We start from the raw sequence: 24,538 nt of genomic DNA, 5'->3' as shown, positions 1-24,538 counted from the left end.
CTATTAAACTGATGTTATGTGTTATGAAAAACGTAACGTTTTGAGGAAAGGGGGTTTTTATACTTTCCTCATGTAATAAATTATATCTTGAAAAATTTTAGATTACTAATAATTGTCTTAAAAGACATCTTTGATAACTTGCACTACTCGGCCGACAATGTTGTATTTTTCAAAATGAGCTTTAGGTACTTCAATTGTTGGGTATTGATCATTATTACAGATTAATATCCAATTACCGAGAGTTAAGCGTATTTTTCTTAATAATGTAAAATTTTCATATTCTAATAAATAAATAGCACCATCAATAATTTCGTTTACATCGGTATTAATAATTAAGCCGTTATTATTTTCGATATCAGGCGCCATCAAATCACCTTTAGCCCAGTAAAGAATTAATTTTTTAATATCTAAACCGCGATGAGATGCCCAACCTTCAATTACAGGATAATTCATCACAGGAGGAGTTTCGCGAACATAACGTTGGTTTTGTGCTTCTTCTTTAGTTGGTAACTGTTTTTTATAAACGGGAATACGATAGATATTTTCATTATAGACTTCATCATCATCTTTAGGATTTAAAATTTCTAGCTTATAACCTGTTGCTAACCAGTTAAATGATACGTTACATTTCTCGGCAATCACTTCTAAACGGGTCAATGATGGATAAGTTTTTCCTGACAAATAATCACGAATTACTGTTTCTGACATATCACATTTTTTTGCAAAAGCGGATACAGATAGACCTTGCATTGAAGTATGGAGTCTGTCTTTAAAAGTTTTGACATTTTTATTTTTAATCATATTTATTTTTGTCTCGTTTTTATTTATTCATCCGATTTATGATTATATTGTATTTTTTATGAGTTTTATATAAGTGATTAAATGAATATTCTTAACATTATAGTTTTTAAATATGAATATTCTTTAAAGTTCGTTTTATATTTTGTTATTTTATTGAATTTTCATATAAAAACAAACGTTTTTTGTTTTTTTTAATAAATTTAATTCGTTGTTTTTTTGTTGTGTTTCTTTGTTTTTCCGCGAGGTTGTTTTTCGATTTATGGGCTAAAAATGGCTTTTTTTAGTGAGTAAGTATTGAATAAATATGCTTAAATTACATTTATGTCATTTTTTGTTTGTTTTGTTAATATTTTATTAACGCTATTTATTATTCGTGTAAATTTGATTATTTTTGCTAAAATCCAAATAAAAACGTTGACTAAGGCGAAAAAAAATGGATAATAAGCAGCGTAAGGATTTTTCATTGTTTTCTTTCCTTATATTCCTTATATTTCATGTTGGCCTGCATAATTTTTATGCAGGTCTTTTTTTTATTTAAAATTAACTTGTCATGAAATCCCAGTTTAAAAAGAGTATAATTAATTCCATTATTTAAAATCTATTTGCTGAGTAACAGAGTCCAAATAGATATATCTTTAAAAGAGGTTTTAATTATGTCATTTAGCATCCCACATCTTTTGGTCTTTCTAGCTGTAGTTGTGTTAATTTTTGGAACCAAAAAATTACGCAATTTAGGTTCTGATCTTGGCTCAGCATTAAAAGGTTTCAAAAAAGCAATGAATGATGATGAAGTTGAAACCAAAAATGATAATAAGCTTGATAAGCAATAACAAAATATTGATATGAAAACGCAATTCGATGTCGCCATTGTTGGTGGTGGGTTAGTTGGTTTGGCTACAGCCTGTGCATTAAGCAGATACGATTTAACGGTAGCCATTATTGATACTAAAGTTGATGAATGGCAAGATTTTAATGTTGATGACATAGGTATAAGAGCATCGGCAATAAATGGTGCTAGTCAGCGATATTTTTCTCAAATTGGTATTTGGCATGATCTTTGTGCTAGCAATCGAGTTCATTCTTTTAGTGAAATTGGTGTTTGGGAAAAGAATGGTTTAGCTCATCTTTCGGCTTATGCTGAAGATTATGGTTATGAAAATCTTGGCTATATTATAGAAAATAATCTCATCGCTTACCATTTGTATCAACTTGCTCTAGCAACAGATAATATTACTATTTTCAATCAGGTAGCTATAGATAATAATTATACAAATGATTATGCCTTTTTGACCTTAGCAGATAATACGACTTTACAAGCTAAATTAATTATTGGTGCTGATGGTGCTCATTCTTGGTTACGTAGACATGAAAAAATATCAGTATTTGAGCGTAATTATCTTCACCACGCAGTGATTACTACTGTTGAAACACAATACCCTCATCAAGCATGCGCCAGACAGATTTTTTACCCGAATGGTATTGTTGCATTTTTACCGCTTTGGCAAGCTAATAAAAGCTGTTTGGTATGGTCAACTAAACCTGCACAAACAGAAATTTTAACTTCGCTGACAGAATCTGATTTTTGCCACGAATTGTTCAAATTAGCAGGTGATAAAGTAGGGCAATGTCAGTTGGTTAATCCACGAATGGTCTTTCCATTAAAAGCTCGTTTTGCCAAACAATTTATTAAACACCGATTAGCCTTAATTGGTGATGCAGCTCATACTATTCATCCATTAGCAGGACAAGGCGTTAATTTAGGTTTTCAAGATTCTGCATTGTTGGTGGCTACTATTAAAAAGCTTATTGATGAGCAAAAAGATATTGGTTTAGTGGAAAACTTAAAATCATTCCAGTTTACTCGTCGTAAAGATGCATTAGTGATGCTAACAGCTATGCGAACGATCCAAGATATGTTTAATGGCGATAATGCCTTTAAAAAGATGGTTAGAACGGTTGGTATGAATGCTATTGACAACTTTTCACCAATAAAGAAACAGTTGATCAAATACGCCATGCAAATTTAATTTATTACTCATCCTGTATTTGTGAACACAGGATGAGTAGCTATTATTTGAAAGATATTTGATAAGACGTTGGTATAAATGGTGACGATGGAATTCGTAACGGCCAATAAGGATCTTTTAATAAACCTCGACCAATTCCAACTAAATCAGCATCCCCAGTGCTTAGCACATAATCGGCAACATAAGGATCTTCAAGCATACCAACAGTGATAATCGGTAAATCGGTTACCTGTCTAATTGATCGGGCTAGATAAACTTGGTAACCAGCATGAAAATCAGGTGTGTTTTCTGGATCTAGTTTTCCATCTCCACCACCACTAACATCTAAAATATCGGCACCAGCTTGAGCTAATCGTTTGGCAATTTGGCAGCCATAATCAATATCATAACCGTTAGTACCGTATTCTTTAGCCGAAAAGCGCACAATTAATGGCATATCTTTTGGCATAACTGATTTTGCAGCTTTAATAACTTGTTCAGCGAATAATAATTTATCTTGACCATATTCATCGGTTCTTAAATTCGTTTTTGGCGAACAGAATTGATGAATCAAATAACCATGAGCACCATGTAATTCAATGGCATCAAAACCTGCTTCCACTGCTCGTTTCGTTGATTGTTTAAATTTTTCGATGATATCGATAATTTCATCTTTGGTTAATTCTCTTGGCATTTGGTATTGCCATTCCGGATTAGCTTCGACATTGCCATCATAGCGAGTTGCAGAACATGAAACTACATCAGACTCACCTAAAGCTTTTCGACCAGCATGGGCAATTTGAATAGCAATTTTACCATTTTGTGCATGAACAGCATCGACAATACCTTTCAGTTGATCGCGTTGTTTATCATTCCATAATCCCAAACAGTTAGGTGTAATTCGCCCATTAGGCGCTACATTGGTCATTTCTAAAATAATTAAGCCGACACCACCAATCGCCCGAGAAACGTAATGAACAAAGTGCCAATCATTAGCTAACCCATCTTTTGCTTGATATTGACACATTGGTGGCATAACGATGCGATTTTTGAGTGATAAATTTTTTACTTTAAATGGCGTATTAAGATAAGATATTTTTGCCATAAGTAACTCCTGTTTTAATAATGGTTCAAATACTAACTAGTTATATTAACAGATAAATAATATATGGTGTTTAATATCTGAAACTTAAAGAGGATAATGGTTAAAAACCCCGTTCCTCAAAATTTTTAGTTTAATTAAGCCTTATGTTTAGGATGGTGAACGGTTCTAAGATAATAGACCCAACAGAGTATACCTAAGAGTCCTAAAACGGTTCCGGAAATAATTATTGCTATCCAACCATAATTGCTATACAAGTAAGTAGAAGCTATAGAGCCTAACATACCACCGATAAAATAACTGACCATGTAACCAGTATTCATACGGCTACGAACTTCTGGACGAATTTGATAAATAGCATTCATATTGGATACATGGGTAACTTGCACAGCAAAATCTAATAAGATTACACCAAAAATTAAGGCCACGAGAGAATACTTGGCAATAGAAAGCGGTAGCCAAGCAGCAAGTAATAATGTCAAACCAATGGAAGTGGCTAACCAGCCTTTTCCTTGATCTGATAATTTGCCTACGATGGGGGAACCTAATGCGCCTGCTGCACCAGCCAAACCGAACAAACCAATAATAAAGTCAGAATAATGATAAGGAGCATCACTTAATAAGAAGGCCAGCGGTGTCCATAATAATGAAAATAAAGCAAAGGAAATAATCGCTAACAATGACCTGATGCGTAAAACAGCTTCTTGTTTGTACAATGAACCAATTGACAATAACAGTTGGAAATAGTTAATGTCGATGTTGTTTTTATAAGTTGGTAATGATAACCAAAGTAATAAAGTGACTAAGGTCATAATTGACGAGGCAATCCAATAAACATAATGCCAATCGGCTATTGATGAAACAAAACCCGCAAATGTTCTACCTAGTAGAATACCAAGTAACATACCGCTCATTAGTGTGCCGACAATTTTACCTCGATGTTCAGGACGTGATAGCGTTGCAGCAAAAGGAATGAGTACTTGGGCAACGGTCGAAAATAGGCCTGTCATTGCAGTACCTAATATCAACATCCATAAATGCTTTGATATCGCACTAATTATTAGTCCACAGATTGATAATATCATTAATGTAAGTATTAGCTGTTTACGTTCAATTTTATCTCCGAGTGGGGTGATAAATAGTAAACCAACAGCATAACTAAATTGAGCTGCCATAATGATTAAACCTGCATGTTTAACTGCAATATGTAAATCATCAGTTATTGAATGTAATAGCGGTTGTGCATAATAATTACTGGCAACTGTAATGCCAATGGCAAAAGCCATCAAAAAAACTAACCACGCAGATAGCCCTTGGGATTGTTTGCTACTCATAGTAAAAAGATAAGAAAATAAATAATGACTAATTATATATCAAAAGTTTATTAGATACTGTTAAATAGTGGTGTTTAAGCTAATTGATTCAATAAATTATAAACAGGCGTAGCTAAGCCAATTTTGGTATTCTCCGAGTTAAGTTTATACCAATAACCATTTGAATCCTCCAAACACTTAGTGTTATTTTTCATCTCACAGTAAATTGGGATAATATCTAAGTGAAAATGGCTAAACGTATGACGAAAGGCTATTAACTGTTTAGGTTTGCTGGATTCAATACCATGCTTTTCCAGCCAGTCAGTTAATGCTTGCTCGCTTGAGAATTGTGGTAAACAATATAAACCCCCCCAAATCCCAGCCGGAGGTCTTTTTTCTAGCCAAATAGCTTTATTATGTTCAAGCATTAGAAAATAGGCCATTTTTTCAGGTATAGCTTTTTTAGGTTTTTTGGTTGGATATTGTTGCCAACTGTCACTCTGATAAGCAAGGCATGAATAGTTTAATGGGCACAAATTGCATTTTGGTTTCGAACGTGTACAGACCATTGCGCCAATATCCATCATTGCTTGATTAAATTTTGCAACGTTATGTTTAGGTGTCACTTGTTCACTTAATTGCCAAAGTTGATTCTCAACAATTTTATTCCCTGGCCAACCTTCTATTGCAAAAGATCGGGTTAAAACTCGCTTAACATTGCCATCAAGTATCGGGTAATGTTGATTTTGTGATAGAGATAAAATGGCACCAGCGGTTGAACGCCCAACTCCCGGCAAGGCAATCACATCTTCAAATTTAGTTGGAAATTTGCCATCAAAATTTTCAGCGATAACCTGTGCTGCTTTATGTAAATTGCGTGCCCTAGCATAATAGCCCAGTCCGGTCCAAAGATGTAATATATCGTCAATTGGCGCTTTAGCTAAATCAGTAATTTTAGGGAATTGTGCAATAAAACGCTTAAAGTATGGAATAACCGTTGCTACTTGTGTCTGCTGTAACATGACTTCGGATAACCAAACATGATAGGGGCTTTTTTCAATTTGCCATGGTAGTGATTTTCTACCGTACTGTTCATACCAATCAAGTACAGCATTTGCAAAATTTTTTGTCATGCTAGTCATTACATAATAGCGGTAATTGAATCACTAGGATAACAGCCAAGTACTTTGGTATATAAAGTGATTGCAGCTAATTCTTTAAGCGCGACTTGCATTTCATAATCATGAACATTACCTTGTAGATCAATATAAAACATCTCTTCCCATGGTGTACCATGGATAGGTCGTGATTCAAGTTTTGTCATAACAATATTATGATTACGTAAAACGAATAGGGCATCAACTAGAGCACCTGCTTGTTGGCCAGTTTTCATTAAGATCGTGGTTTTAGCTGGAATTTGTTCGGAAACTTCGATTGGATCGCGCGCTAAAACAATAAAACGGGTAATATTCTCTTTTTGATTAGCAAAATTGTGCTCAAGAACCTGTAAACCGTATAATTCCCCCCCGTCTTTGTTACCCATAGCAGCAATATTAGGTTGATTTAATTTAGCAACAGTTTCCATTGCTGATGAAGTGCTATCACAATAAACGATTTTCCAATGTGGATAATTTTCTAGGAAATTACTGCATTGTTGGAAAGGTTGCGGGTGGCTATAAATGGTATCTATTTGCTCAAGTTTAGCACTAGGAATGGCTAAAACGCAGTGATCAATCGGTAATGATAGTTCACCAATAATATGTAAATTGGTTTTTTGTAACAAATCATAAACTTCATTGATAGAGCCGGAACTAGAATTCTCTATTGGCAAAATTCCATAATCAACAACTTTTGATTCGATCTTTTCAAACACATCTTTAAACGTACTGCAGCTTGATTCAGTTAACTGATCAAAGTGGGTACTCGCATAACGGCGGGCTGCTGAATGTGAATATGATCCTTTGGGTCCTAAAAAGGCAATATTTGCTGAGGAAATAGCCCCTTGATTCAATTTTTCTTGTAAAAGTTTCTGTTGTAATAGCACTGAATCTTCAATAATAATTTGATACAGGCGCTTAATTAAAATATCATCAAGATTGTATTGTTTACCTTGTTCGATTAATGCCTTAATGAGTGAGCGTTCACGAGCTAAATCACGCAAAGGTATGTTAGCCGCTATTTTTGTTTGAATAACTTCGGTTGAAACTTGACGTCTTTCAGCAAGGATTTCAATTAATTTTTGATCGAGTCGGTTAATTTTGTCGCGTAAAGGCAATAAAGGATTGGTAGTCATATTCATTAATATAATAAAAAATAGATGGGCAATATTATAGCAAGCTAAAAAATAAAGGCACTATTAAAGTGCCTTTTTATTACTTTTGAATTATTAATTAATATTCTTCTTCAACTACTGCATTTTTTATACTGTCAAATGCACGGCGAGATTCGCCTTTATGTTGGATTTTATTCAGTTGTTTTTCAAGTTTAGCAACTAAGTCATTAATTGCAGCATACATATCTGAGTGTTTAGCGGAAGCAACTAGTGGCGAACCTTTGGTTGCAATTGTCGCATCAACAATAAATCCATCAGGTTCTTTAGATAAAATAAAGTGAGGGTTAATTAACAGTGCTCTCCATTTATCTAATTTCGAAAACTTATCTTCTAGATAGCTACGAATTGCAGGGGTAATATCCATTTGTTTACTGGTAATACTTAAAGTCATAATTGACCTCCACTATGTTTACTTACAAATTGAGCTAATATAATTATTCTATTGATTACATTGACAAATTTTTTGCAATTCGTCAATAGGTTATTTCAATTTGATTAAACTTTTTGTGAACTTTGTCTAAAATAATGAATCTCTAGTTACGATTAACCTTTGTGAAACTGCTTTTAAACTATTTTTTATTATATACTGTAGTTTATTTGTGTTAATTTGAAGTATAAGTTGTGTTATTTAATGAGGAATATGTGAACTATTTAAATAATGTTAAGATTGTTTTAGTTGAAACTTCCCATACGGGTAATATGGGTTCTGCAGCTCGTGCAATGAAAACCATGGGATTAACTAATCTCTGTTTGGTTAATCCGATAATAAAGCCAGACTCTCAGTCTATTTCTCTGGCAGCTGGAGCCAGTGATATTATCAAACAGGCACAAGTATTTTCCTCTTTAGAAGAAGCTGTTGCCGATTGTTCTTTAGTTATTGGTACTAGTGCTCGGCCACGAAGCCTACAATGGCCAAATTTAACACCAAAAGAGTGCGGGGATAAAATAATTGCCGAAGCTTCTCATCATGCTCAAGTGGCTTTAGTTTTTGGTCGGGAACGAGTTGGGTTAACTAACGATGAATTACAAAAATGCCACTTCCATGTCGGTATACCTGCTAATCCTTACTATAGCTCTTTAAATTTAGCAATGTCAGTACAAGTTCTTTGTTACGAAATCAGGATGTCGATGTTGTCTGCTCAAGACTCATTATCACAATTAGTTGATCAGAATGTAAATGACATACAATATCCTAAAGATCAAGATATTGAACGATTTTATCAGCATTTAGAGCAAACCTTATTACAAACAGGTTTTATTAATCCTAATCATCCGGGACAAATTATGGGGCGTTTACGAAGATTATTTACTCGTGCCCGTATTGAACAACAAGAACTGAATATATTAAGGGGAATTTTAACCTCAATAGATAAAAAATAGTTAATCTATCCCCTAGTAATTTTTTATTAAATCTAGGGGATTTTAGGTTTATTGCATTAACTTTTTTTACGCCAAGTTGTGCCGTTAGCACCGTCTTCTAAAATAATATTCATTTGATTGAGTTTATCTCGTGCCTCATCAGCTAAAGCCCAATTTTTACTAGCACGAGCATCATTACGTTGTTTAATTAATGCTTCAATGAGTTGTGTTTCACTATCATCCTGATTACTACCTTGTAAAAATTTAACTGGATCTTGTTCAAGTAAACCAAGTACAGAAGATAAATAGCGTAATTCAGCAGCAAGTTCATTGGCTAGTTGCATATCATTTTCTGCTTTAGCTTTATTTATCTCTCGAGCTAAGTCAAATAAGGTTGAATATGCTTCTGGAGTATTGAAATCATCATTCATTGCCTGACAAAATTGTCGATAATAATCACTATCAGGTGTGTTATGTGGATAATTAGTATCAGTATCTCGTAAAGCAGTATAAAGTCTTTCTAAAGCAGTTCTAGCTTGCTTTAAATTTTCCTCACTATAATTAAGCTGGCTACGATAATGACCTGATAATAAAAAATAACGTACGGTCTCTGCATCATAATGCTCTAATACATCACGAATGGTGAAAAAATTATTAAGTGATTTAGACATCTTTTCTTGGTCAATCATCACCATACCTGAGTGCATCCAGTAATTTACATATTGACCATTATGGGCACAGGTTGATTGGGCGATTTCATTTTCATGATGTGGGAACATCAAGTCAGATCCGCCACCATGGATATCAAAATGATTGCCTAACTGATGACTATTCATAGCCGAGCATTCAATATGCCAACCTGGTCGGCCTTTACCCCATGGAGAATCCCAACTCGGTTCGTTAGGTTTTGACATTTTCCAAAGCACAAAATCCATTGGATTGCGTTTTACATCAACGACATCAACGCGAGCGCCTGCTTGTAACTGTTCTAAATTTTGACGTGATAAAATGCCGTAGTTAGGATCACTATCGACAGAAAACATGACATCACCATTATCAGCGATATAAGCATGCTCTTTTTTGATTAACTCTTCTACAAGCTCGATAATTTGCGACATATGACGAGTTGCACGAGGCTCTACATCAGGTCGTTTTATATTCAGTGCGTCAAAATCGGCATACATCTCTTTTAACATGCGATCTGTTAATTCATCACAGGTTTCGCCATTTTCAAGCGCACGTTTAATGATTTTGTCATCGACATCGGTAATATTACGCACATAAGTCAGATCGTAACCTAAAAAACGTAAATAGCGAGTAACAACATCAAATGCAACAAAAGTACGACCATGGCCAATGTGGCAAAGATCATAAATGGTAACGCCACAGACATATAGTCCAACTTTATTAGCTGTAATAGGTTGAAATATCTCTTTTTCTCGAGTTAGTGTATTAAAGATTTTTAACATTATAAATTACTGCTCATGTCAGATTGTGATTAATCGTTAATATAACAAAAATCAGAGTATGGCGGAATGACTTTTGCTAATCTTAAAGATTAAAAACAGTACAAATAGTGATTGTATTAAAATTGTTTATGGTTTAATCAGTGCAGATTAAAATTGTTAGAAGAGGATTTGATTGAATTTGATATAAAATGACGAGTAAATGTCCTCGTCATTTTATTAAATAATTTTATTTTATTAACCGATAAATATAAATCAATAAAATAGCGCCAAGAACCGAAATAAATAAACTTGGGAAGTTAAAACCAGTTACACTACCCCAACCGAAGAATGTACTAATGTAACCACCAACTAATGCACCTGCCACACCAAGTAGAATGGTTTTAAGCACACCAACTTGTCCTAATGGCATAAAAAACTTAGCAATCCATCCAGCAATTAATCCTAGAATAATCCAGCTTAAAATACCCATGATAGTTTCCTTCGTCTAATTAAGTTAAAAGTTACTTTTTGTATAGCTTAAAACATATTGAAGATGAAAATAATCGTTGTGAAAGATATAACTAATTAATAAAACGTAATATTTACAGCTTTAAAAAAATTGTTATCAAAGAATGAAGAAAAATGATTAATACTAAGAACTGTGTGTAGCGATAAATGTATGTCACAGCATTACCTACAATAGCCTTCCATACAAATATTGAGTGTAGTTTACAATTATTTTTTCAAATATTCTAGAAATTTTTAGTACTGCTTAATGAAGATTTATATCATCATTTACTAGGAGCGATAATATAATCGCTCCCGTTAAGTCATTATTCAAAAATAGTTTTATGTAAAACTTTGATCACATCTTCTGCATCATTACTTCTTGCTAGTAAGCAAAGATTATGCGTACTAGCACCATAACAACATAGTCGAATAATAAAATCATCTAAAGCACCGAAAACTTCTTTTGCTATACCTTTAGTTGAGGTCAGATTATTACCAATTATAGCTATCAGCGCTAAATCCTCTTCAACTTCGACATGGCAAACCGTTGATAACTCATCAAATAACGCTTTAGTTAATAAGCTGTTGCCATTGGTATTTGTGCCTGTGGTATCAATGGTTAATGCAATGCTGACTTCAGAGGTTGTCACTAAATCGACCGAGATATTGTGTTTAGCCAATATAGTAAATACATTCGCTAAAAAGCCTTGTGCATGTAGCATATTTAAACTGGTTAAGGTCAATAATGTCTGTTGACGACGAAGTGCTAATGCTCTGAACGAAGGTAATGAAGATTTAATACTATGAGTATTATAGACAATAGTTCCTCCGTCTTGTGGTGCTTTGCTTGATCCAACAAATACCGGAATATTGCTACGCACCGCTGGTACTAGTGTTGCTGGGTGTAAAACTTTAGCGCCAAAAGTAGCCATTTCAGCGGCTTCGGCAAACGATATTTCATCAATACGTTTTGCAGCAGAGGTAATCCGAGGATCAGTGGTATAAATACCAGCAACATCGGTCCAGATATCAATTTGGGTAGCATTTAATGCTTCGCCAAGTAAAGCCGCTGTATAATCGCTTCCGCCTCGGCCTAAGGTTGTGGTTTTACCTGAACTTTCACTGCCAATAAATCCTTGAGTAACGACGATAGTTGCTGGATTGAGGGATTTTAAATGTGCACAACAGAGTTGTTTGATTTCATCAATTTTCGGTACTGCTTTACCAAATTTATCATCGGTGCGCATTACTTTACGGACATCAAACCAAATGGCATTTTTTTGTTGATGTTTTAGTATCTCAACAAACAGTTTTGATGACATTATTTCACCATGGCTAACTAATTCATCGGTTAATGCCGGTGAGGTTGCTAAACTTGCGGCTTCAGATAATGAAGCAATATTGGCAATAATTTGGTCGATTTCAGTACGTAAAGCTTGATTTTCAGGTAGATTTTCTAAGATATTATATTGAATTGATTGAATTTTGGCGATGTGTTTTGCTCTGACATTAGCATCACGACCCTCAGCTAATGCTACCAATAAATTGGTTATACCTGCTGAGGCAGATAATACGACAACTTTGACATTAGGATTAGCTAGAACAATATTGGCACTGTTGACCATTGCTGGATAATCTGCAACGCTAGTACCACCGAATTTAGCAATTATAAATGATGTTTCCATGGATTCCTCATATTAAAAATTCTTATTTTTAACAGAGATAGAGCGGGCATGCCTTACTACCGTTTAAAAAAACACATACCGTGAAGCGCTCCACCTGTTAGGGTGACAACCCAAGGGATTCAGCCCTTGTAGCCGATTCAATTGCTTTCTGGAATAACAATCGAACCTCGGCATTACACCCCCTTAATCATCTTTTTACGGCTCCAGTTCCTAAAATGATCTACCTGAGTAATGCGCCTCTTCTTTTTTTTGTAATATTGGTTACAAAATCAGTGTCATATAGGATTAACGATTTAACCAAGTGTGTCAATAGCTTAAATATTAAAAAAAATTATTGGTCTGGCTTAAAATAAATTCTTTTTTATAAGCTTCGCTCAAATAATTCAATAATAGTTTGATACAGTTTCTTAACCGAACAATCTTTAGTTGGAGTGCTAAAAATCGTATCATCACCTGCAATTGAGCCTAAGATCCCTTCTGATTTACCAATTGAATCTAAAAGTCTAGCAATTAGTTGAGCTGCGCCAGGACTAGTACGGATAACGACCATTGAACTATTGTAATCAATATCCAATACTAAATTCTTCAGTGGACTACTAGTGGTTGGTACGCTCATTTCGGCTGGTAAGCAGTAGACCATTTCAGATTTTGCATTGCGAGTTCTTACTGCGCCAAATTTGGTTAACATTCTGGATACTTTGGACTGATTTATATTATCAAACCCTTGTTCCTGTAAGGCCTGTACGATACCTATCTGAGAACTAAACTTTTCTTGTAATAACATTTCTTTAAAAGTTTTAGTGAGATCATTTTGTTTCATACTGTTCCTTTAAATTAAATTTATGACCTATTACGCCAGTAGTGTTTATTAATCATATTAACTCGTTATCTAAAATTACCTAATTATCATCTTAAATAACGTCATTATTGGCCATTAAGGTAATGTTGCTATTATCATACCAGCGCTGTTAAAAGATTAATTTACATAATTATGCATGATATTTGCATAAAATTAAAGATTAGATTTGCTAGCATTTTTAGGTCGAAAAGCTTGAACAACATGATTATGAGTTTCGATATAAGGGCCATCTAATAAATCAATACAATATGGAACACTTGCAAAAATACCTGTAACAATAGTATTTCCTTGTTCATCTTTCACGCCTTCAAGGGTTTCTTTAATTGATTTAGGCCTGCCTGGTAAGTTTAAAATTAAACATTGCTTTCTAATGACACCCACTTGTCTGGATAAAATTGCCGTAGGAACAAAATGCAAACTAATTTGCCGCATTTGTTCGCCAAAACCTGGTATTAATCGGTCAGCAATTGCTAAGGTTGCATCTGGAGTAACATCTCTAATTGCTGGCCCTGTACCGCCAGTAGTTAATATTAGATGGCATTGCAACTTATCTACCAATTCGCATAAAATCTCTTCAATGATTAGTTGTTCATCAGGAATAATACGTTGTTCGGTAATAAATGGTGTTTTTAAGGCTGTCTGTAACCATGATAACAGCGCTGGAATACCTTCATCTTGATAAACACCTTGTGATGCTCTATCCGATACTGAAACCAAACCAATTTTGATCATAACCTGCAATCCTTAATCTTATATTCATCTAATCATTATATTGTTAGCATTAAAAATTGAATTAATCTTAAAATCATAACAATATTGTCGAACGGTCAAACATGATATCATATTATATAAATAACAAATTATAGAATTAGGATTCATTTTATGTCATCAACGCCCGCACTAGAGCTCATAGCGCTCAAGAAAAAATATAAAAATGGTGTAGAAGCATTAAAAGGAATTAATTTAACCGTGCAAGCAGGGGATTTTTATGCTTTGCTCGGTCCTAATGGGGCAGGTAAATCAACCACCATTGGTATAATTAGTTCTTTAGTTACCAAAACCTCTGGGCAGGTTAAAATCTTTGGATATGATTTAGACAGTGATGTTGTTAATGCAAAAAGGCAATTAGGTCTGGTGCCGCAGGAGTTCAACTTTAATCAATTTGAAGAAGTTTTACAAATTGTTACCAACCAAGGTGGTTACTATGGCTTGCCACGCAAATTAGCTTTACAACGAGCAGAAAAATATCTACGTATTTTGGATTTGTGGGATAAACGTCATAGTCGAGCCTGTATGTTATCTGGCGGAATGAAAAGACGGCTGATGATAGCTAGAGCACTTATCCATGAACCAAAATTACTCATTCTTGATGAACCAACCGCAGGGGTTGATATTGAAGTACGCCGTTCTATGTGGGATTTTCTACGAGAAATTAATCGTCAAGGTATTACCATTATATTAACGACTCACTATTTGGAAGAAGCTGAAATGCTATGTCGCCACATAGGTATTATTCAGCGTGGTGAATTAGTTGCTAATTCATCAATGCGTGATTTGTTAGCTAAAAGTCAGTCTGAAACCATTGTTATTGATTATGTTCCTACCGCTACATCTATTGCGCTAAATGGTTATACTTTTACGGATGTTGAGTCAGGAATGTTAGAGGTTAAAGTAGATAAACAACATGGATTAAATCAACTATTTGAACAACTCAATCAACAAGATATTAAAGTGATTAGTGTTCGTAATAAAGCCAATCGATTAGAAGAATTATTTGTAGATTTATTACATAACGATACAAAAGCTAAAGGAGCTATTGATGAATAATTTATATTGGATTGCCTTAAAAAGTATTTGGCGTAAAGAAGTTACCCGATTTTTAAGGATTTGGATCCAAACATTGATTCCTCCAGTTATTACTATGTCACTTTATTTTGTTATCTTTGGTAATTTGATTGGTTCTCGAGTTGGAGACATGGGTGGTTTTAGCTATATGGCATTTATTGTCCCCGGTTTAATTATGATGTCGGTAATTACAAACTCTTATACTAACGTTTGTTCTTCATTTTTTAGTGCTAAATTTCAACGTAATATAGAGGAGCTATTAGTTGCACCAGTGCCTACTCATATTATTATTTTGGGATATGTCGGTGGCGGTGTCATGCGTGGCTTATTAACAGGCGTTTTAGTTACTATTGTGTCGCTATTGTTTGTAAGATACCAAGTTTATTCATGGCCTTTTGTCATTTTCACCTTATTACTAACCTCAATTTTGTTTTCATTAGCAGGGTTATTAAATGCAGTATTTGCCAAGACATTTGATGATATTAGCATTATTCCGACCTTTGTACTGACTCCGTTAACTTATTTGGGGGGCGTTTTTTATTCAATCACCATGTTACCCACTTTTTGGCAATGGGTTTCTAAACTTAATCCAATTGTTTATATGATTAATGGTTTTCGTTATGGCTTTTTAGGTGTTAGTGATGTGTCATTGATAATTACTTTTTCAATGTTATTACTGTTTGTCAGTATATTATATCTGTTAGCGTGGAAGTTTATTGAAAGTGGCAGAGGGCTTAGAAGTTAATTAAATCAGAATAGCGAATCAAAATAAACCGCCGACCAATGTCGGCGGAAAAGTATTATTTAGCACCGGCAACCGCTTCTTTAGCCATTTCAGTGATTTTAGCAAAATCACCTTTAGCTATTGCATCGGTAGGGATAAACCAAGTTCCACCAACACATAGTACATTATCAAGAGCTAGATAATCGCGATAGTTTTTCGGATTTACACCGCCAGTTGGGCAAAACTTCATATAACCACAAGGACCAGCAAAAGCTTTTAACGCCGCAACACCGCCATTGATTTCTGCTGGGAAGAATTTTAATGCAGTCAAACCATATTCTTGAGCGGTTAATAATTCTGAAATTGTTGCTATTCCAGGAATAACAGGAACTGTCCCTTCAACTGCTGCTTTTAAAATTGAATCTGTAATCCCTGGTGTAATAATAAATTCAACACCAGCTTCAGTTACTTGTTTAAGTTGTTCAACAGTGGTTACTGTTCCTGCACCAACTACAGCTTCAGGCACTTCCTTGATGATTTTTTTAATGGCATCAAGTGCACATTCAGTTCTTAATGTAACCTCTAGAACTTTAACTCCTCCAGCAATTAATGCTTTTGCTAATGGAACAGCATCTTCTAAACGTTCAATAACAATAACCGGTACAACAGGGCCTAATGTTAAGATTTCCTCAGCGGTTTTTTTCCAACTCTTCATATGTGTTACCTATACTTTATTTACTTCTATACAGCAATAAGCCCTCAACGTAGTGAGGGCTTATTTTTACTCATAAATACCTAATTTCTTTTCTAAATAATGAATGTTTGTGCCACCTTTCATGAAGCCTTCATCATTCATAATTTCTATATGAAGTTCGATATTGGTTTTTATTCCATCGATAACCAGTTCTGCTAATGCATTTTTCATGCGGGCAATAGCAACTTCTCGAGTCTCTCCATAAGCGATTAACTTACCAATCATTGAATCATAATAAGGTGGTACCGCATAACCAGCATAAATATGAGATTCCCAACGAATACCAAACCCACCAGGTGCATGGAAGCGAGTGATTTTACCTGGAGATGGCATAAACGTTTTTGGATCTTCAGCATTTATTCGACATTCAATGGCATGACCTTTAATTTCAATATCGCTTTGCTTGATAGATAAAGGTTGCCCAGCAGCAATAAGAATCTGCTCACGAATTAGATCAACGCCTGTCACCATTTCAGTAACTGGATGTTCTACTTGAATACGGGTATTCATTTCAATGAAATAGAATTCACCGTTTTCAAATAAAAATTCAAAAGTACCTGCACCACGATAACCAATTTCAATACATGCATTTACACAACGTTCGCCGATAAATTTACGCATTTCTGGTGTGATGCCAACAGCCGGTGCTTCTTCAACGACTTTTTGATGGCGTCGTTGCATTGAACAGTCACGTTCGCCTAAGTAAACGGCATGACCTTGACCATCAGATAGCACTTGAATTTCAATATGACGTGGGTTTTCAAGGAATTTTTCCATATAAACCATGTCATTATTAAACGCTGTTTTCGCTTCAAGTTTAGTCATTTTGATTGATTGTTCGAGGTCTTTTTCTTCTCGAACAATACGCATTCCGCGGCCACCGCCACCGCCAGATGCTTTAATAATCACTGGATAACCAATTTTTTTCGCAATCTGTTTATTGGTGTCCATATTGCTACCAAGTGGACCATCAGAACCAGGAACACAAGGTACACCAGCTTTTTTCATTGCTTCAATTGCAGATACTTTATCGCCCATTAAGCGGATAGTATCTGGTTTTGGACCAATAAATATAAAGCCAGAACGTTCGACTTGTTCAGCAAAGTCTGCATTTTCAGATAAAAAACCATATCCTGGATGAATAGCTGCTGCGCCTGTTACTTCGGCGGCAGAAATTAAGGCTGGGATATTAAGATAACTTTTGGCAGAAGCTGCTGGACCAATGCAAACCGTTTCGTCTGCAAGTAAAACATGTTTTAAATCTTTATCTGCCGAAGAGTGAACAGCGACAGTTTTAATTCCAAGTTCTTTACATGCTCGTAAGATGCGAAGAGCAATCTCTCCGCGGTTAGCAATAAGAATTTTATCAAGCATATTCAATCTCTTAATCGTCTAAGTTAATTAATAATTTCAGATTATTCAATAATGAATAGCGGTTGATCGAATTCAACTGGTTGACCATTTTCAACTAAAATAGCTTTAATAGTCCCTGCTTTTTCTGATTCAATTTGGTTCATCATTTTCATCGCTTCAACAATGCAAAGCACATCACCAACATTTACTGATTGGCCGACTTCAACAAATGCTTTCGATTCCGGACTAGGGGTACGATAAAATGTACCAACCATTGGTGATTTTATTGTTGTACCATTAATTGTATTGGTATCTGCGATGACTTCTGCTTCAACCGTTGGGGCAACCACAACTGGAGTTGGTTGAGGAATTTGAATATTTTGCACTGGCGCAGAATAGTTTGCGGCAGGCATAGCTCGACTAATCCGAACTGATTCTTCACCTTCAGAAATTTCAAGTTCAGAAATACCTGACTCTTCTACTAATTCAATTAACTTTTTAATTTTGCGTATATCCATGAATTACACCGTGTTTATTTGAAATAAATAAAAATTATTTTAATGTATACTTAATACTTTAAAAGCTACCTTTTAATACGATACTAAGTTTGTAACTCAACATTAACGCGGAAGGATACACTGTAAATCGTAATTTGTCATTATATATCTCCTTTACAAACACTTGTTATACTATTTTCTAGGTATTATTTTAGAATTGCGATACAATAGTAACCCTTAATTATAATTGAGGCTGGCTGTGGTTTTTATCTGCTAAATAATCTCTTATTTATCGGATAAAATTTAGAAATATATATTCTGTAGATGCCTTAGTTTGCTTCTAAATACTCAAATATATACAAACAAGATTAATTCTAGGAAGAGTTTTTATTATGTTCAAAAAAGTTCGCGGCTTGTTTTCAAATGATTTATCGATTGATTTAGGTACAGCCAATACGCTTATTTATGTTAAAGGGCAAGGCATTGTACTTAACGAACCTTCAGTTGTTGCCATTCGTCAAGATCGCTCTGGAACACCTAAAAGTGTTGCTGCAGTTGGCCATGCTGCGAAACAGATGCTAGGACGAACACCTGGTAATATTGCAGCGATTAGACCAATGAAAGATGGTGTAATTGCAGACTTTTCCGTAACTGAGAAAATGTTACAGTACTTTATCCGACAAGTTCATAGTCATAGTTTTTTAAGACCAAGTCCGCGTGTACTAGTTTGTGTACCTGTAGGTGCTACTCAAGTTGAACGCAGGGCTATTCGTGAATCAGCATTAGGTGCTGGCGCACGTGAAGTTTATTTAATTGAAGAACCAATGGCTGCGGCTATTGGCGCTGATTTACCTGTTTCAGCACCGACTGGCTCAATGGTGGTTGATATCGGTGGTGGTACAACTGAAGTCGCCGTTATTTCGTTAAATGGTGTGGTTTATTCTGCGTCGGCACGTATTGGTGGTGACCGCTTTGATGAAGCAATTATCAATTATGTTCGTCGTAATTATGGTGCATTAATTGGTGAAGCAACTGCTGAGAAAATTAAGCACTTTATCGGTAGTGCTTATCCTGGTGATGAAGTACTTGAAATTGAGGTGCGTGGTCGTAATTTAGCTGAAGGTGTACCACGTAGCTTTACCTTAAATTCAAATGAAATATTAGAAGCATTGCAAGAGCCATTAAGTGGCATTGTCAGCGCGGTTAAAGTAGCACTTGAGCAATGTCCGCCAGAACTTGCTTCAGATATTTCTGAACATGGTATGGTATTAACTGGTGGTGGTGCATTATTACGTAATATTGATAAATTGTTATCCGCTGAAACTGGTATCCATGTTGTTGTCGCTGAAGATCCACTAACTTGTGTAGCGCGTGGTGGTGGTAAAGCACTTGATATGGTTGATATGCATGGTGGTGATCTCTTTAGTGAAGAATAACATTAAATAATTACTAATAAGTAACCAACTATTTCATTTTAACCGCCGACATTGTCGGCGGAGTCATATATTAGAATAGTTAGCTAATTAAGTATATAACAGGTAAATACTGAACAATGAAATTACTTTTTTCTAAGCGTTCGCCTCTGAGTGTACAATTATTTATTGCGCTAACACTCGCTCTGGTGCTAATCGTATTAGATATTAATTATCGTCCTTTTAAAGAGGTTCGTTATTATTTAGATACCCTAATTTCACCATTTTATAATGTTTCAAATGCGCCAAAATCATCATTTGACTCCCTTTATGAAATGTCAAAAACACAAGAAGCATTAATTAATGAAAATACCAAATTGCAAGAAACGTTAATGCAACAGAAAAGTGATCTACTATTACTTGAACATTTAAAACATGAAAACGATCGCCTTAGAGGATTATTAGGCTCACCGTTAAGGCATGATGAACATAAAATGGCTGCTCAAGTTTTACTGGCTGATACTGATCCTTATATTTATCAAGTTGTGATCAATAAGGGGAAAAATAATGGTGTTTATGTTGGCCAACCAGTTGTAGATGAGAAAGGAATTGTTGGACAAATTTATCAAACAGCCCAATCAACCAGCCGTGCGATATTAGTCTGTGATTATCAACATGCAATCCCTGTACAAGTACTAAGAAACGATATTTCTATGGTGGCAGTTGGTAATGGATGTAGTAATGATTTAACCCTTGATTTTTTACCTAACAATGTTGATATCAAAGTTGGTGATGTTTTAGTTACTTCGGGACTTGATGGTCGCTTCCCTGAAGGTTATCCAGTGGCAGTGGTAAGCTCAGTGAAACTTGATATTAGTGATTCAACTCCAATTATTTCTGCTACACCTACTGCGGATTTAAAACGTTTACGCTATTTATTATTACTATGGGGCGAGCAAGGAGTAAAACATGAGGGGGAATAATCGATTTAGTATTTTGATTATCTGGTTAACACTGTTGATTGGTTTATGTGTGCAGATTATTCCATGGTCAGCTGATTATAATATGCTTAAACCGCATTTATTAATGTTAATTATGGCTTATTGGTTAATAGCACTTCCTCATCGCATTGGAATGGGCATGGCTTTTATACTAGGCATAGTCTTGGATCTATTTTCCGGATCTATTCTCGGTATTCATGCGTTTATTTTTTCCTGTATGGCTTACTTGCTACTATTTAAATTTCAATTAATTCGTAATTTAGCGCTCTGGCAGCAAGCAATTGTCATCTTTGCTGTATCACTTTGTTACAATTTTTTAGTATTTATGTTTCAGGTTACTATTTATCACACCATAACGATTTCGCCTTTAATTTTAGTATCTAGTTGTGTTGATGGGCTACTATGGATAGTGATTTATCTATTCTTACGAATAATAAGACGGAACTTTGCTATCAATTAAAAAGGAATCATTATGTCTGTTGAATTATTAATGAATGTGACACCTTCAGAGACTCGTGTTGCTTATATTGAAGACGGTATTTTACAAGAGATCCATGTTGATCGTGAATCGCGCCGCGGAATTGTTGGCAATATTTATAAAGGAAAAGTGATTCGTATCTTACCGGGTATGCAGGCCGCTTTTGTGGATATTGGGCTTGAAAAAGCTGCTTTTTTGCATGCTTCAGATATTATGCCACATACTGAATGTGTCTCCGATAGCGATCAAGAGCAATTTCAAGTTAAAGATATTTCTGAACTGGTTCGCCAAGGTCAAGATTTAATGGTGCAAGTGGTTAAAGATCCTTTAGGAACTAAAGGTGCAAGGTTGACTACTGACATAACTTTACCTTCACGGTATTTAGTTTTAATGCCAGGACCAAATTCGACTCATGTTGCTACATCGCAACGAATTGAATCTGAAGAAGAGCGAGAACGGCTGAAAAAAATCGTTGAACAGTATGTCTCTGATGAAGGCGGTTTTATTGTTAGAACCGCGGCAGAAGGGGCAAACGCCCATGAGCTTGAACAAGATGCTAATTTTTTAAAACGGCTATGGACAAAAATTCAAGAAAGAATGGCTCGTCCGGTTAGTAAAAATTTAGTATATGGAGAGCTAGCTTTATCGCAACGAGTATTACGAGATTTCGTTGGTGATCCAATCGAACGTATATTAGTTGACTCGAAATTAACTTATGACTTGTTACTTGAATTTACTCAGGAATTTATGCCTGAAGTAACTAGTAAACTAACCCATTATCGTGGCAATATTCCAATTTTCGATCTTTATGATATTGAAAATGAAATTCAAAGAGCACTAGATAGAAAAGTTAAATTAAAATCTGGTGGTTATTTGATTATCGACCAAACCGAAGCCATGACTACCATTGATATCAATACCGGTGCATTTGTCGGTCATCGTAATTTAGAAGAAACCATTTTCAATACCAATATCGAAGCAACGATTGCAATTGCTCGCCAATTAAGATTACGTAATTTAGGTGGCATTATTATTATCGATTTTATCGATATGCAAGAAGATATTCACCGTGAGCGGGTATTACAATCATTACAAGATTTTTTAGCTAAAGATCGAGCACGAACATCCGTTAATACTTTCTCTGGTTTAGGGTTAGTTGAAATGACACGTAAGCGTACGCGTGAAAGTATTGGCCATATTCTTTGTGAAGAATGTCCCTCTTGTAAAGGTCGTGGTATTGTTAAATCTGTCGAGACAGTATGTAATGAAATATTGCGTGAGATTGTCCGTGTTTATAAAGCTCATCGCTCGGAGTACTTCTTAGTTTATGCATCAGCCGCAGTAGCTAATGCATTAACCAATGATGAGTCTCACGCTTTAGCCGAAGTTGAAGTCTTTGTGGGTAAACGAGTTGAAGTAAAAGTTGAACCACTTTATATACAAGAACAGTATGATGTTGTACTTATGTAATTAGTTTAATTCTATTAACCATAAAACTAAGTAAAATCTATTGATAAGTGATAGTCAGAAACAAATTTTTTTATTTTTATAATCAGTAAATTAAGGAATTTATGAAAGTAACTCAAGTGAGTGAAAGGGTACTCCACCCAAATAACTTAAATCAACAAAATATAGCGAATTTACTTGATATGTTAAGTTCAAGAAAAATTGATTTTGGTGATTTATATTTTCTATCCGGTTATTATGAAAGTTGGTCACTTGAAGATAGTATAATCAAAAATGCTTCTTTCCATCGTGATCAAGGTGTAGGTGTGCGAGCAATTATTGGTGAAAAAACAGGTTTTGCTTATACCGATCAATTATCATTAGCTCGCTTAGAACAAAGTGTATTGGCTGCTAATTCAATTACTAAACAGCAAACGCCTATAGCAGTTACACCATTTAAAACTGTGGAAAATATTACGCTCTATCCTTCGATAAATCCAATAAACAGTTTTGCTCAAGAACAAAAGATTGCCATATTACAGCAAGTGGATAAATTAGCTCGATCGCTCGATTCAAGAGTAATCGAAGTATCGGCAAGCTTAATTGGTAGTTATGAAGATATCTTAATTGCGGCTACTGATGGTACTTTATGTGCGGATGTTCGTCCATTAGTTCGCTTATCGGTATCAGTTCTTGTAGAACAAGATGGTAAACGTGAACGAGGTAGCAGTGGTGGCGGTGGCAGATTTGGTTATGACTATTTTTTAACGACTAACGTTAAAACAGGTGAAAGCCATATTGATAGTTATACTCGCGAAGCGGTGCGCCAAGCTTTAGTATTGCTTTCAGCTAAGCCTGCACCGGCAGGCACTATGCCAGTGGTGTTAGGCGCAGGTTGGCCCGGCGTATTACTACATGAGGCAGTAGGTCATGGATTAGAAGGTGACTTTAATCGTAAAAATAGTTCGGTATTTTCCGATAAAATTGGTCAACAAGTTACCTCAGAACTTTGTACGATAGTTGATGATGGTACCATCGCTAATCGTCGAGGTTCGCTTTCTATTGATGATGAAGGTACACCTAGCCAAAAAACGGTATTAATTGAAAATGGCATTTTAAAAGGTTATATGTTTGATAAGCTTAATGCAAAATTAATGAATTGTCTTTCGACTGGTAATGGTCGTCGTGAAGGTTACGCATACTTACCAATGCCTAGAATGACAAATACCTATATGCTTGCAGGGACATCGAGCTTTGATGATATTATTCAAAGTGTTGATTATGGTTTATACGCACCTAACTTTGCTGGTGGGCAAGTTGATATAACTTCGGGTAAATTTGTTTTTTCAACTTCAGAAGCTTATTTAATTGAAAAAGGTAAAATTACTACGCCGGTTAAAGGTGCAACACTCATTGGATCAGGTATTGAAACTATGCAACAGATTTCAATGGTAGGGAATGATTTAGAATTAGATTCAGGTGTTGGCGTTTGTGGTAAAGCAGGGCAAAGTGTACCGGTTGGTGTTGGACAACCGACTTTAAAAGTGAATAATTTAACAGTAGGTGGTACTATTAACCACTAACAATAATACATTAATGAGAAATTAAGCTAA

General features: G+C 35.1%; 24 protein-coding genes and 1 riboswitch. Of the genes, 10 read left to right on the top strand and 14 right to left on the bottom strand.

The window, feature by feature from the left end; genetic code table 11:
• Positions 1 to 117: 117 nt before the first annotated feature.
• The gene (locus H3T54_RS02920) at positions 118 to 801 is read right to left on the bottom strand and encodes a LexA family transcriptional regulator (protein ID WP_110447271.1); all 684 of its coding nucleotides are present in this window, start codon (positions 799 to 801) and stop codon (positions 118 to 120) included.
• A gap of 653 nt (positions 802 to 1,454) precedes the next feature.
• Here H3T54_RS02920 and tatA point away from each other — a divergent pair.
• Both tatA and H3T54_RS02910 read left to right on the top strand, forming a co-directional pair.
• The gene (tatA, locus tag H3T54_RS02915) at positions 1,455 to 1,631 is read left to right on the top strand and encodes a Sec-independent protein translocase subunit TatA (RefSeq protein WP_081300038.1); all 177 of its coding nucleotides are present in this window, start codon (positions 1,455 to 1,457) and stop codon (positions 1,629 to 1,631) included.
• A 12-nt stretch (positions 1,632 to 1,643) separates the two neighbouring features.
• Entirely contained in the window at positions 1,644 to 2,828 is a 1,185-nt protein-coding gene (locus H3T54_RS02910) for an FAD-dependent monooxygenase (protein WP_198220831.1), read from the top strand.
• A gap of 43 nt (positions 2,829 to 2,871) precedes the next feature.
• Here H3T54_RS02910 and H3T54_RS02905 read toward each other — a convergent pair whose 3' ends face one another.
• The 5 genes from H3T54_RS02905 to raiA all read right to left on the bottom strand — a co-directional run bounded on the left by H3T54_RS02905 (position 2,872) and on the right by raiA (position 7,945).
• Entirely contained in the window at positions 2,872 to 3,912 is a 1,041-nt protein-coding gene (locus H3T54_RS02905) for an NADH:flavin oxidoreductase/NADH oxidase (RefSeq protein ID WP_198220830.1), read from the bottom strand.
• A gap of 134 nt (positions 3,913 to 4,046) precedes the next feature.
• Entirely contained in the window at positions 4,047 to 5,243 is a 1,197-nt protein-coding gene (locus H3T54_RS02900; protein ID WP_198220828.1) for an MFS transporter, read from the bottom strand.
• A 74-nt stretch (positions 5,244 to 5,317) separates the two neighbouring features.
• Positions 5,318 to 6,355, bottom strand: a complete 1,038-nt coding sequence (gene mutY / locus H3T54_RS02895) for an A/G-specific adenine glycosylase (RefSeq protein ID WP_198220826.1) — start codon at positions 6,353 to 6,355, stop codon at positions 5,318 to 5,320.
• Positions 6,356 to 6,363: 8 nt separating this feature from the next.
• Positions 6,364 to 7,515, bottom strand: a complete 1,152-nt coding sequence (gene pheA / locus H3T54_RS02890; protein ID WP_198220824.1) for a bifunctional chorismate mutase/prephenate dehydratase — start codon at positions 7,513 to 7,515, stop codon at positions 6,364 to 6,366.
• A gap of 97 nt (positions 7,516 to 7,612) precedes the next feature.
• Positions 7,613 to 7,945 (bottom strand): ribosome-associated translation inhibitor RaiA, encoded by a 333-nt coding sequence (raiA, locus tag H3T54_RS02885; RefSeq protein WP_198200685.1) that lies wholly within the window; start codon positions 7,943 to 7,945, stop codon positions 7,613 to 7,615.
• A gap of 308 nt (positions 7,946 to 8,253) precedes the next feature.
• Here raiA and trmJ point away from each other — a divergent pair, with 308 nt between their 5' ends.
• Positions 8,254 to 8,934, top strand: coding sequence for a tRNA (cytosine(32)/uridine(32)-2'-O)-methyltransferase TrmJ (gene trmJ, locus H3T54_RS02880; RefSeq protein ID WP_232351520.1), 681 nt, complete (start codon positions 8,254 to 8,256; stop codon positions 8,932 to 8,934).
• Between the two features lie 56 nt (positions 8,935 to 8,990).
• Here the strand turns inward: trmJ and cysS are convergent, their stop codons facing one another.
• The 5 genes from cysS to mog form a co-directional block, all read right to left on the bottom strand.
• Positions 8,991 to 10,382: a cysteine--tRNA ligase gene (gene cysS, locus H3T54_RS02875; protein ID WP_198220819.1), complete on the bottom strand. Its 1,392-nt coding sequence runs from the start codon at positions 10,380 to 10,382 to the stop codon at positions 8,991 to 8,993.
• 226 nt (positions 10,383 to 10,608) lie between these two features.
• Complete coding sequence (locus tag H3T54_RS02870) at positions 10,609 to 10,851, bottom strand: GlsB/YeaQ/YmgE family stress response membrane protein (RefSeq protein ID WP_065578554.1); 243 nt, start codon at positions 10,849 to 10,851, stop codon at positions 10,609 to 10,611.
• Positions 10,852 to 11,194: 343 nt separating this feature from the next.
• Complete coding sequence (gene lysC, locus H3T54_RS02865; protein WP_198200683.1) at positions 11,195 to 12,556, bottom strand: lysine-sensitive aspartokinase 3; 1,362 nt, start codon at positions 12,554 to 12,556, stop codon at positions 11,195 to 11,197.
• A gap of 75 nt (positions 12,557 to 12,631) precedes the next feature.
• A riboswitch (Lysine riboswitch) is annotated at positions 12,632 to 12,806 on the bottom strand.
• 111 nt (positions 12,807 to 12,917) lie between these two features.
• The gene (argR, locus tag H3T54_RS02860; protein WP_034905059.1) at positions 12,918 to 13,376 is read right to left on the bottom strand and encodes a transcriptional regulator ArgR; all 459 of its coding nucleotides are present in this window, start codon (positions 13,374 to 13,376) and stop codon (positions 12,918 to 12,920) included.
• Between the two features lie 192 nt (positions 13,377 to 13,568).
• The gene (mog, locus tag H3T54_RS02855) at positions 13,569 to 14,147 is read right to left on the bottom strand and encodes a molybdopterin adenylyltransferase (protein WP_198220817.1); all 579 of its coding nucleotides are present in this window, start codon (positions 14,145 to 14,147) and stop codon (positions 13,569 to 13,571) included.
• A gap of 150 nt (positions 14,148 to 14,297) precedes the next feature.
• On the opposite strand from mog, the gene H3T54_RS02850 reads away from it, so the two are divergent.
• Both H3T54_RS02850 and H3T54_RS02845 read left to right on the top strand, forming a co-directional pair.
• On the top strand, positions 14,298 to 15,242 hold the full coding sequence (locus H3T54_RS02850; RefSeq protein ID WP_198220815.1) for an ABC transporter ATP-binding protein: 945 nt from the start codon (positions 14,298 to 14,300) through the stop codon (positions 15,240 to 15,242).
• Positions 15,235 to 16,005, top strand: coding sequence for an ABC transporter permease (locus H3T54_RS02845; protein ID WP_086363041.1), 771 nt, complete (start codon positions 15,235 to 15,237; stop codon positions 16,003 to 16,005). The genes H3T54_RS02850 and H3T54_RS02845 overlap by 8 nt, the downstream gene beginning before the upstream one ends.
• Positions 16,006 to 16,060: 55 nt before the next feature.
• Here H3T54_RS02845 and H3T54_RS02840 read toward each other — a convergent pair whose 3' ends face one another.
• The 3 genes from H3T54_RS02840 to accB form a co-directional block, all read right to left on the bottom strand.
• Positions 16,061 to 16,699, bottom strand: a complete 639-nt coding sequence (locus H3T54_RS02840) for a bifunctional 4-hydroxy-2-oxoglutarate aldolase/2-dehydro-3-deoxy-phosphogluconate aldolase (RefSeq protein ID WP_110447283.1) — start codon at positions 16,697 to 16,699, stop codon at positions 16,061 to 16,063.
• A 66-nt stretch (positions 16,700 to 16,765) separates the two neighbouring features.
• The gene (gene accC, locus H3T54_RS02835) at positions 16,766 to 18,112 is read right to left on the bottom strand and encodes an acetyl-CoA carboxylase biotin carboxylase subunit (protein WP_110447284.1); all 1,347 of its coding nucleotides are present in this window, start codon (positions 18,110 to 18,112) and stop codon (positions 16,766 to 16,768) included.
• A gap of 41 nt (positions 18,113 to 18,153) precedes the next feature.
• On the bottom strand, positions 18,154 to 18,609 hold the full coding sequence (accB, locus tag H3T54_RS02830; RefSeq protein WP_110447285.1) for an acetyl-CoA carboxylase biotin carboxyl carrier protein: 456 nt from the start codon (positions 18,607 to 18,609) through the stop codon (positions 18,154 to 18,156).
• Between the two features lie 371 nt (positions 18,610 to 18,980).
• On the opposite strand from accB, the gene H3T54_RS02825 reads away from it, so the two are divergent.
• From H3T54_RS02825 to tldD, 5 genes are all read left to right on the top strand, one after another.
• Complete coding sequence (locus H3T54_RS02825; RefSeq protein ID WP_065562215.1) at positions 18,981 to 20,024, top strand: rod shape-determining protein; 1,044 nt, start codon at positions 18,981 to 18,983, stop codon at positions 20,022 to 20,024.
• 116 nt (positions 20,025 to 20,140) lie between these two features.
• Positions 20,141 to 20,983 (top strand): rod shape-determining protein MreC, encoded by an 843-nt coding sequence (gene mreC, locus H3T54_RS02820; RefSeq protein WP_198220813.1) that lies wholly within the window; start codon positions 20,141 to 20,143, stop codon positions 20,981 to 20,983.
• Positions 20,970 to 21,461 carry a rod shape-determining protein MreD gene (gene mreD / locus H3T54_RS02815; protein WP_198220811.1) on the top strand — a complete coding sequence of 164 codons (492 nt, stop codon included), beginning with the start codon at positions 20,970 to 20,972 and terminating at the stop codon, positions 21,459 to 21,461. The genes mreC and mreD overlap by 14 nt, the downstream gene beginning before the upstream one ends.
• 12 nt (positions 21,462 to 21,473) lie before the next feature.
• Positions 21,474 to 22,949, top strand: coding sequence for a ribonuclease G (gene rng, locus H3T54_RS02810; protein WP_110447288.1), 1,476 nt, complete (start codon positions 21,474 to 21,476; stop codon positions 22,947 to 22,949).
• A 101-nt stretch (positions 22,950 to 23,050) separates the two neighbouring features.
• The gene (gene tldD / locus H3T54_RS02805; protein WP_198220809.1) at positions 23,051 to 24,508 is read left to right on the top strand and encodes a metalloprotease TldD; all 1,458 of its coding nucleotides are present in this window, start codon (positions 23,051 to 23,053) and stop codon (positions 24,506 to 24,508) included.
• Positions 24,509 to 24,538 lie beyond the last annotated feature (30 nt).

Origin of the sequence: Gilliamella sp. B14384G10 (assembly GCF_016101685.1) — a bacterium.
Lineage (GTDB): Bacteria > Pseudomonadota > Gammaproteobacteria > Enterobacterales > Orbaceae > Gilliamella > Gilliamella apis_A.
Note: the sequence above shows the minus strand (reverse complement) of the source record. Positions and strands in the feature narration are given on the sequence as shown.

Excerpts from the sequence above, each read along its gene's own strand:
- H3T54_RS02840 (WP_110447283.1), bottom strand. The coding sequence starts at position 16,699 with ATGAAGAGTTGGAAAAAAACCGCTGAGGAAATCTTAACATTAGGCCCT.
- H3T54_RS02900 (WP_198220828.1), bottom strand. The coding sequence starts at position 5,243 with ATGAGTAGCAAACAATCCCAAGGGCTATCTGCGTGGTTAGTTTTTTTG.
- trmJ (WP_232351520.1), top strand. The coding sequence starts at position 8,254 with ATGGGTTCTGCAGCTCGTGCAATGAAAACCATGGGATTAACTAATCTC.
- mog (WP_198220817.1), bottom strand. The coding sequence starts at position 14,147 with ATGATCAAAATTGGTTTGGTTTCAGTATCGGATAGAGCATCACAAGGT.
- H3T54_RS02905 (WP_198220830.1), bottom strand. The coding sequence starts at position 3,912 with ATGGCAAAAATATCTTATCTTAATACGCCATTTAAAGTAAAAAATTTA.
- H3T54_RS02825 (WP_065562215.1), top strand. The coding sequence starts at position 18,981 with ATGTTCAAAAAAGTTCGCGGCTTGTTTTCAAATGATTTATCGATTGAT.
- rng (WP_110447288.1), top strand. The coding sequence starts at position 21,474 with ATGTCTGTTGAATTATTAATGAATGTGACACCTTCAGAGACTCGTGTT.
- H3T54_RS02870 (WP_065578554.1), bottom strand. The coding sequence starts at position 10,851 with ATGGGTATTTTAAGCTGGATTATTCTAGGATTAATTGCTGGATGGATT.
- tldD (WP_198220809.1), top strand. The coding sequence starts at position 23,051 with ATGAAAGTAACTCAAGTGAGTGAAAGGGTACTCCACCCAAATAACTTA.
- raiA (WP_198200685.1), bottom strand. The coding sequence starts at position 7,945 with ATGACTTTAAGTATTACCAGTAAACAAATGGATATTACCCCTGCAATT.
- H3T54_RS02920 (WP_110447271.1), bottom strand. The coding sequence starts at position 801 with ATGATTAAAAATAAAAATGTCAAAACTTTTAAAGACAGACTCCATACT.
- lysC (WP_198200683.1), bottom strand. The coding sequence starts at position 12,556 with ATGGAAACATCATTTATAATTGCTAAATTCGGTGGTACTAGCGTTGCA.
- argR (WP_034905059.1), bottom strand. The coding sequence starts at position 13,376 with ATGAAACAAAATGATCTCACTAAAACTTTTAAAGAAATGTTATTACAA.
- mreC (WP_198220813.1), top strand. The coding sequence starts at position 20,141 with ATGAAATTACTTTTTTCTAAGCGTTCGCCTCTGAGTGTACAATTATTT.
- cysS (WP_198220819.1), bottom strand. The coding sequence starts at position 10,382 with ATGTTAAAAATCTTTAATACACTAACTCGAGAAAAAGAGATATTTCAA.
- accB (WP_110447285.1), bottom strand. The coding sequence starts at position 18,609 with ATGGATATACGCAAAATTAAAAAGTTAATTGAATTAGTAGAAGAGTCA.
- H3T54_RS02850 (WP_198220815.1), top strand. The coding sequence starts at position 14,298 with ATGTCATCAACGCCCGCACTAGAGCTCATAGCGCTCAAGAAAAAATAT.
- H3T54_RS02845 (WP_086363041.1), top strand. The coding sequence starts at position 15,235 with ATGAATAATTTATATTGGATTGCCTTAAAAAGTATTTGGCGTAAAGAA.
- mreD (WP_198220811.1), top strand. The coding sequence starts at position 20,970 with ATGAGGGGGAATAATCGATTTAGTATTTTGATTATCTGGTTAACACTG.
- tatA (WP_081300038.1), top strand. The coding sequence starts at position 1,455 with ATGTCATTTAGCATCCCACATCTTTTGGTCTTTCTAGCTGTAGTTGTG.
- pheA (WP_198220824.1), bottom strand. The coding sequence starts at position 7,515 with ATGACTACCAATCCTTTATTGCCTTTACGCGACAAAATTAACCGACTC.
- accC (WP_110447284.1), bottom strand. The coding sequence starts at position 18,112 with ATGCTTGATAAAATTCTTATTGCTAACCGCGGAGAGATTGCTCTTCGC.
- H3T54_RS02910 (WP_198220831.1), top strand. The coding sequence starts at position 1,644 with ATGAAAACGCAATTCGATGTCGCCATTGTTGGTGGTGGGTTAGTTGGT.
- mutY (WP_198220826.1), bottom strand. The coding sequence starts at position 6,355 with ATGACAAAAAATTTTGCAAATGCTGTACTTGATTGGTATGAACAGTAC.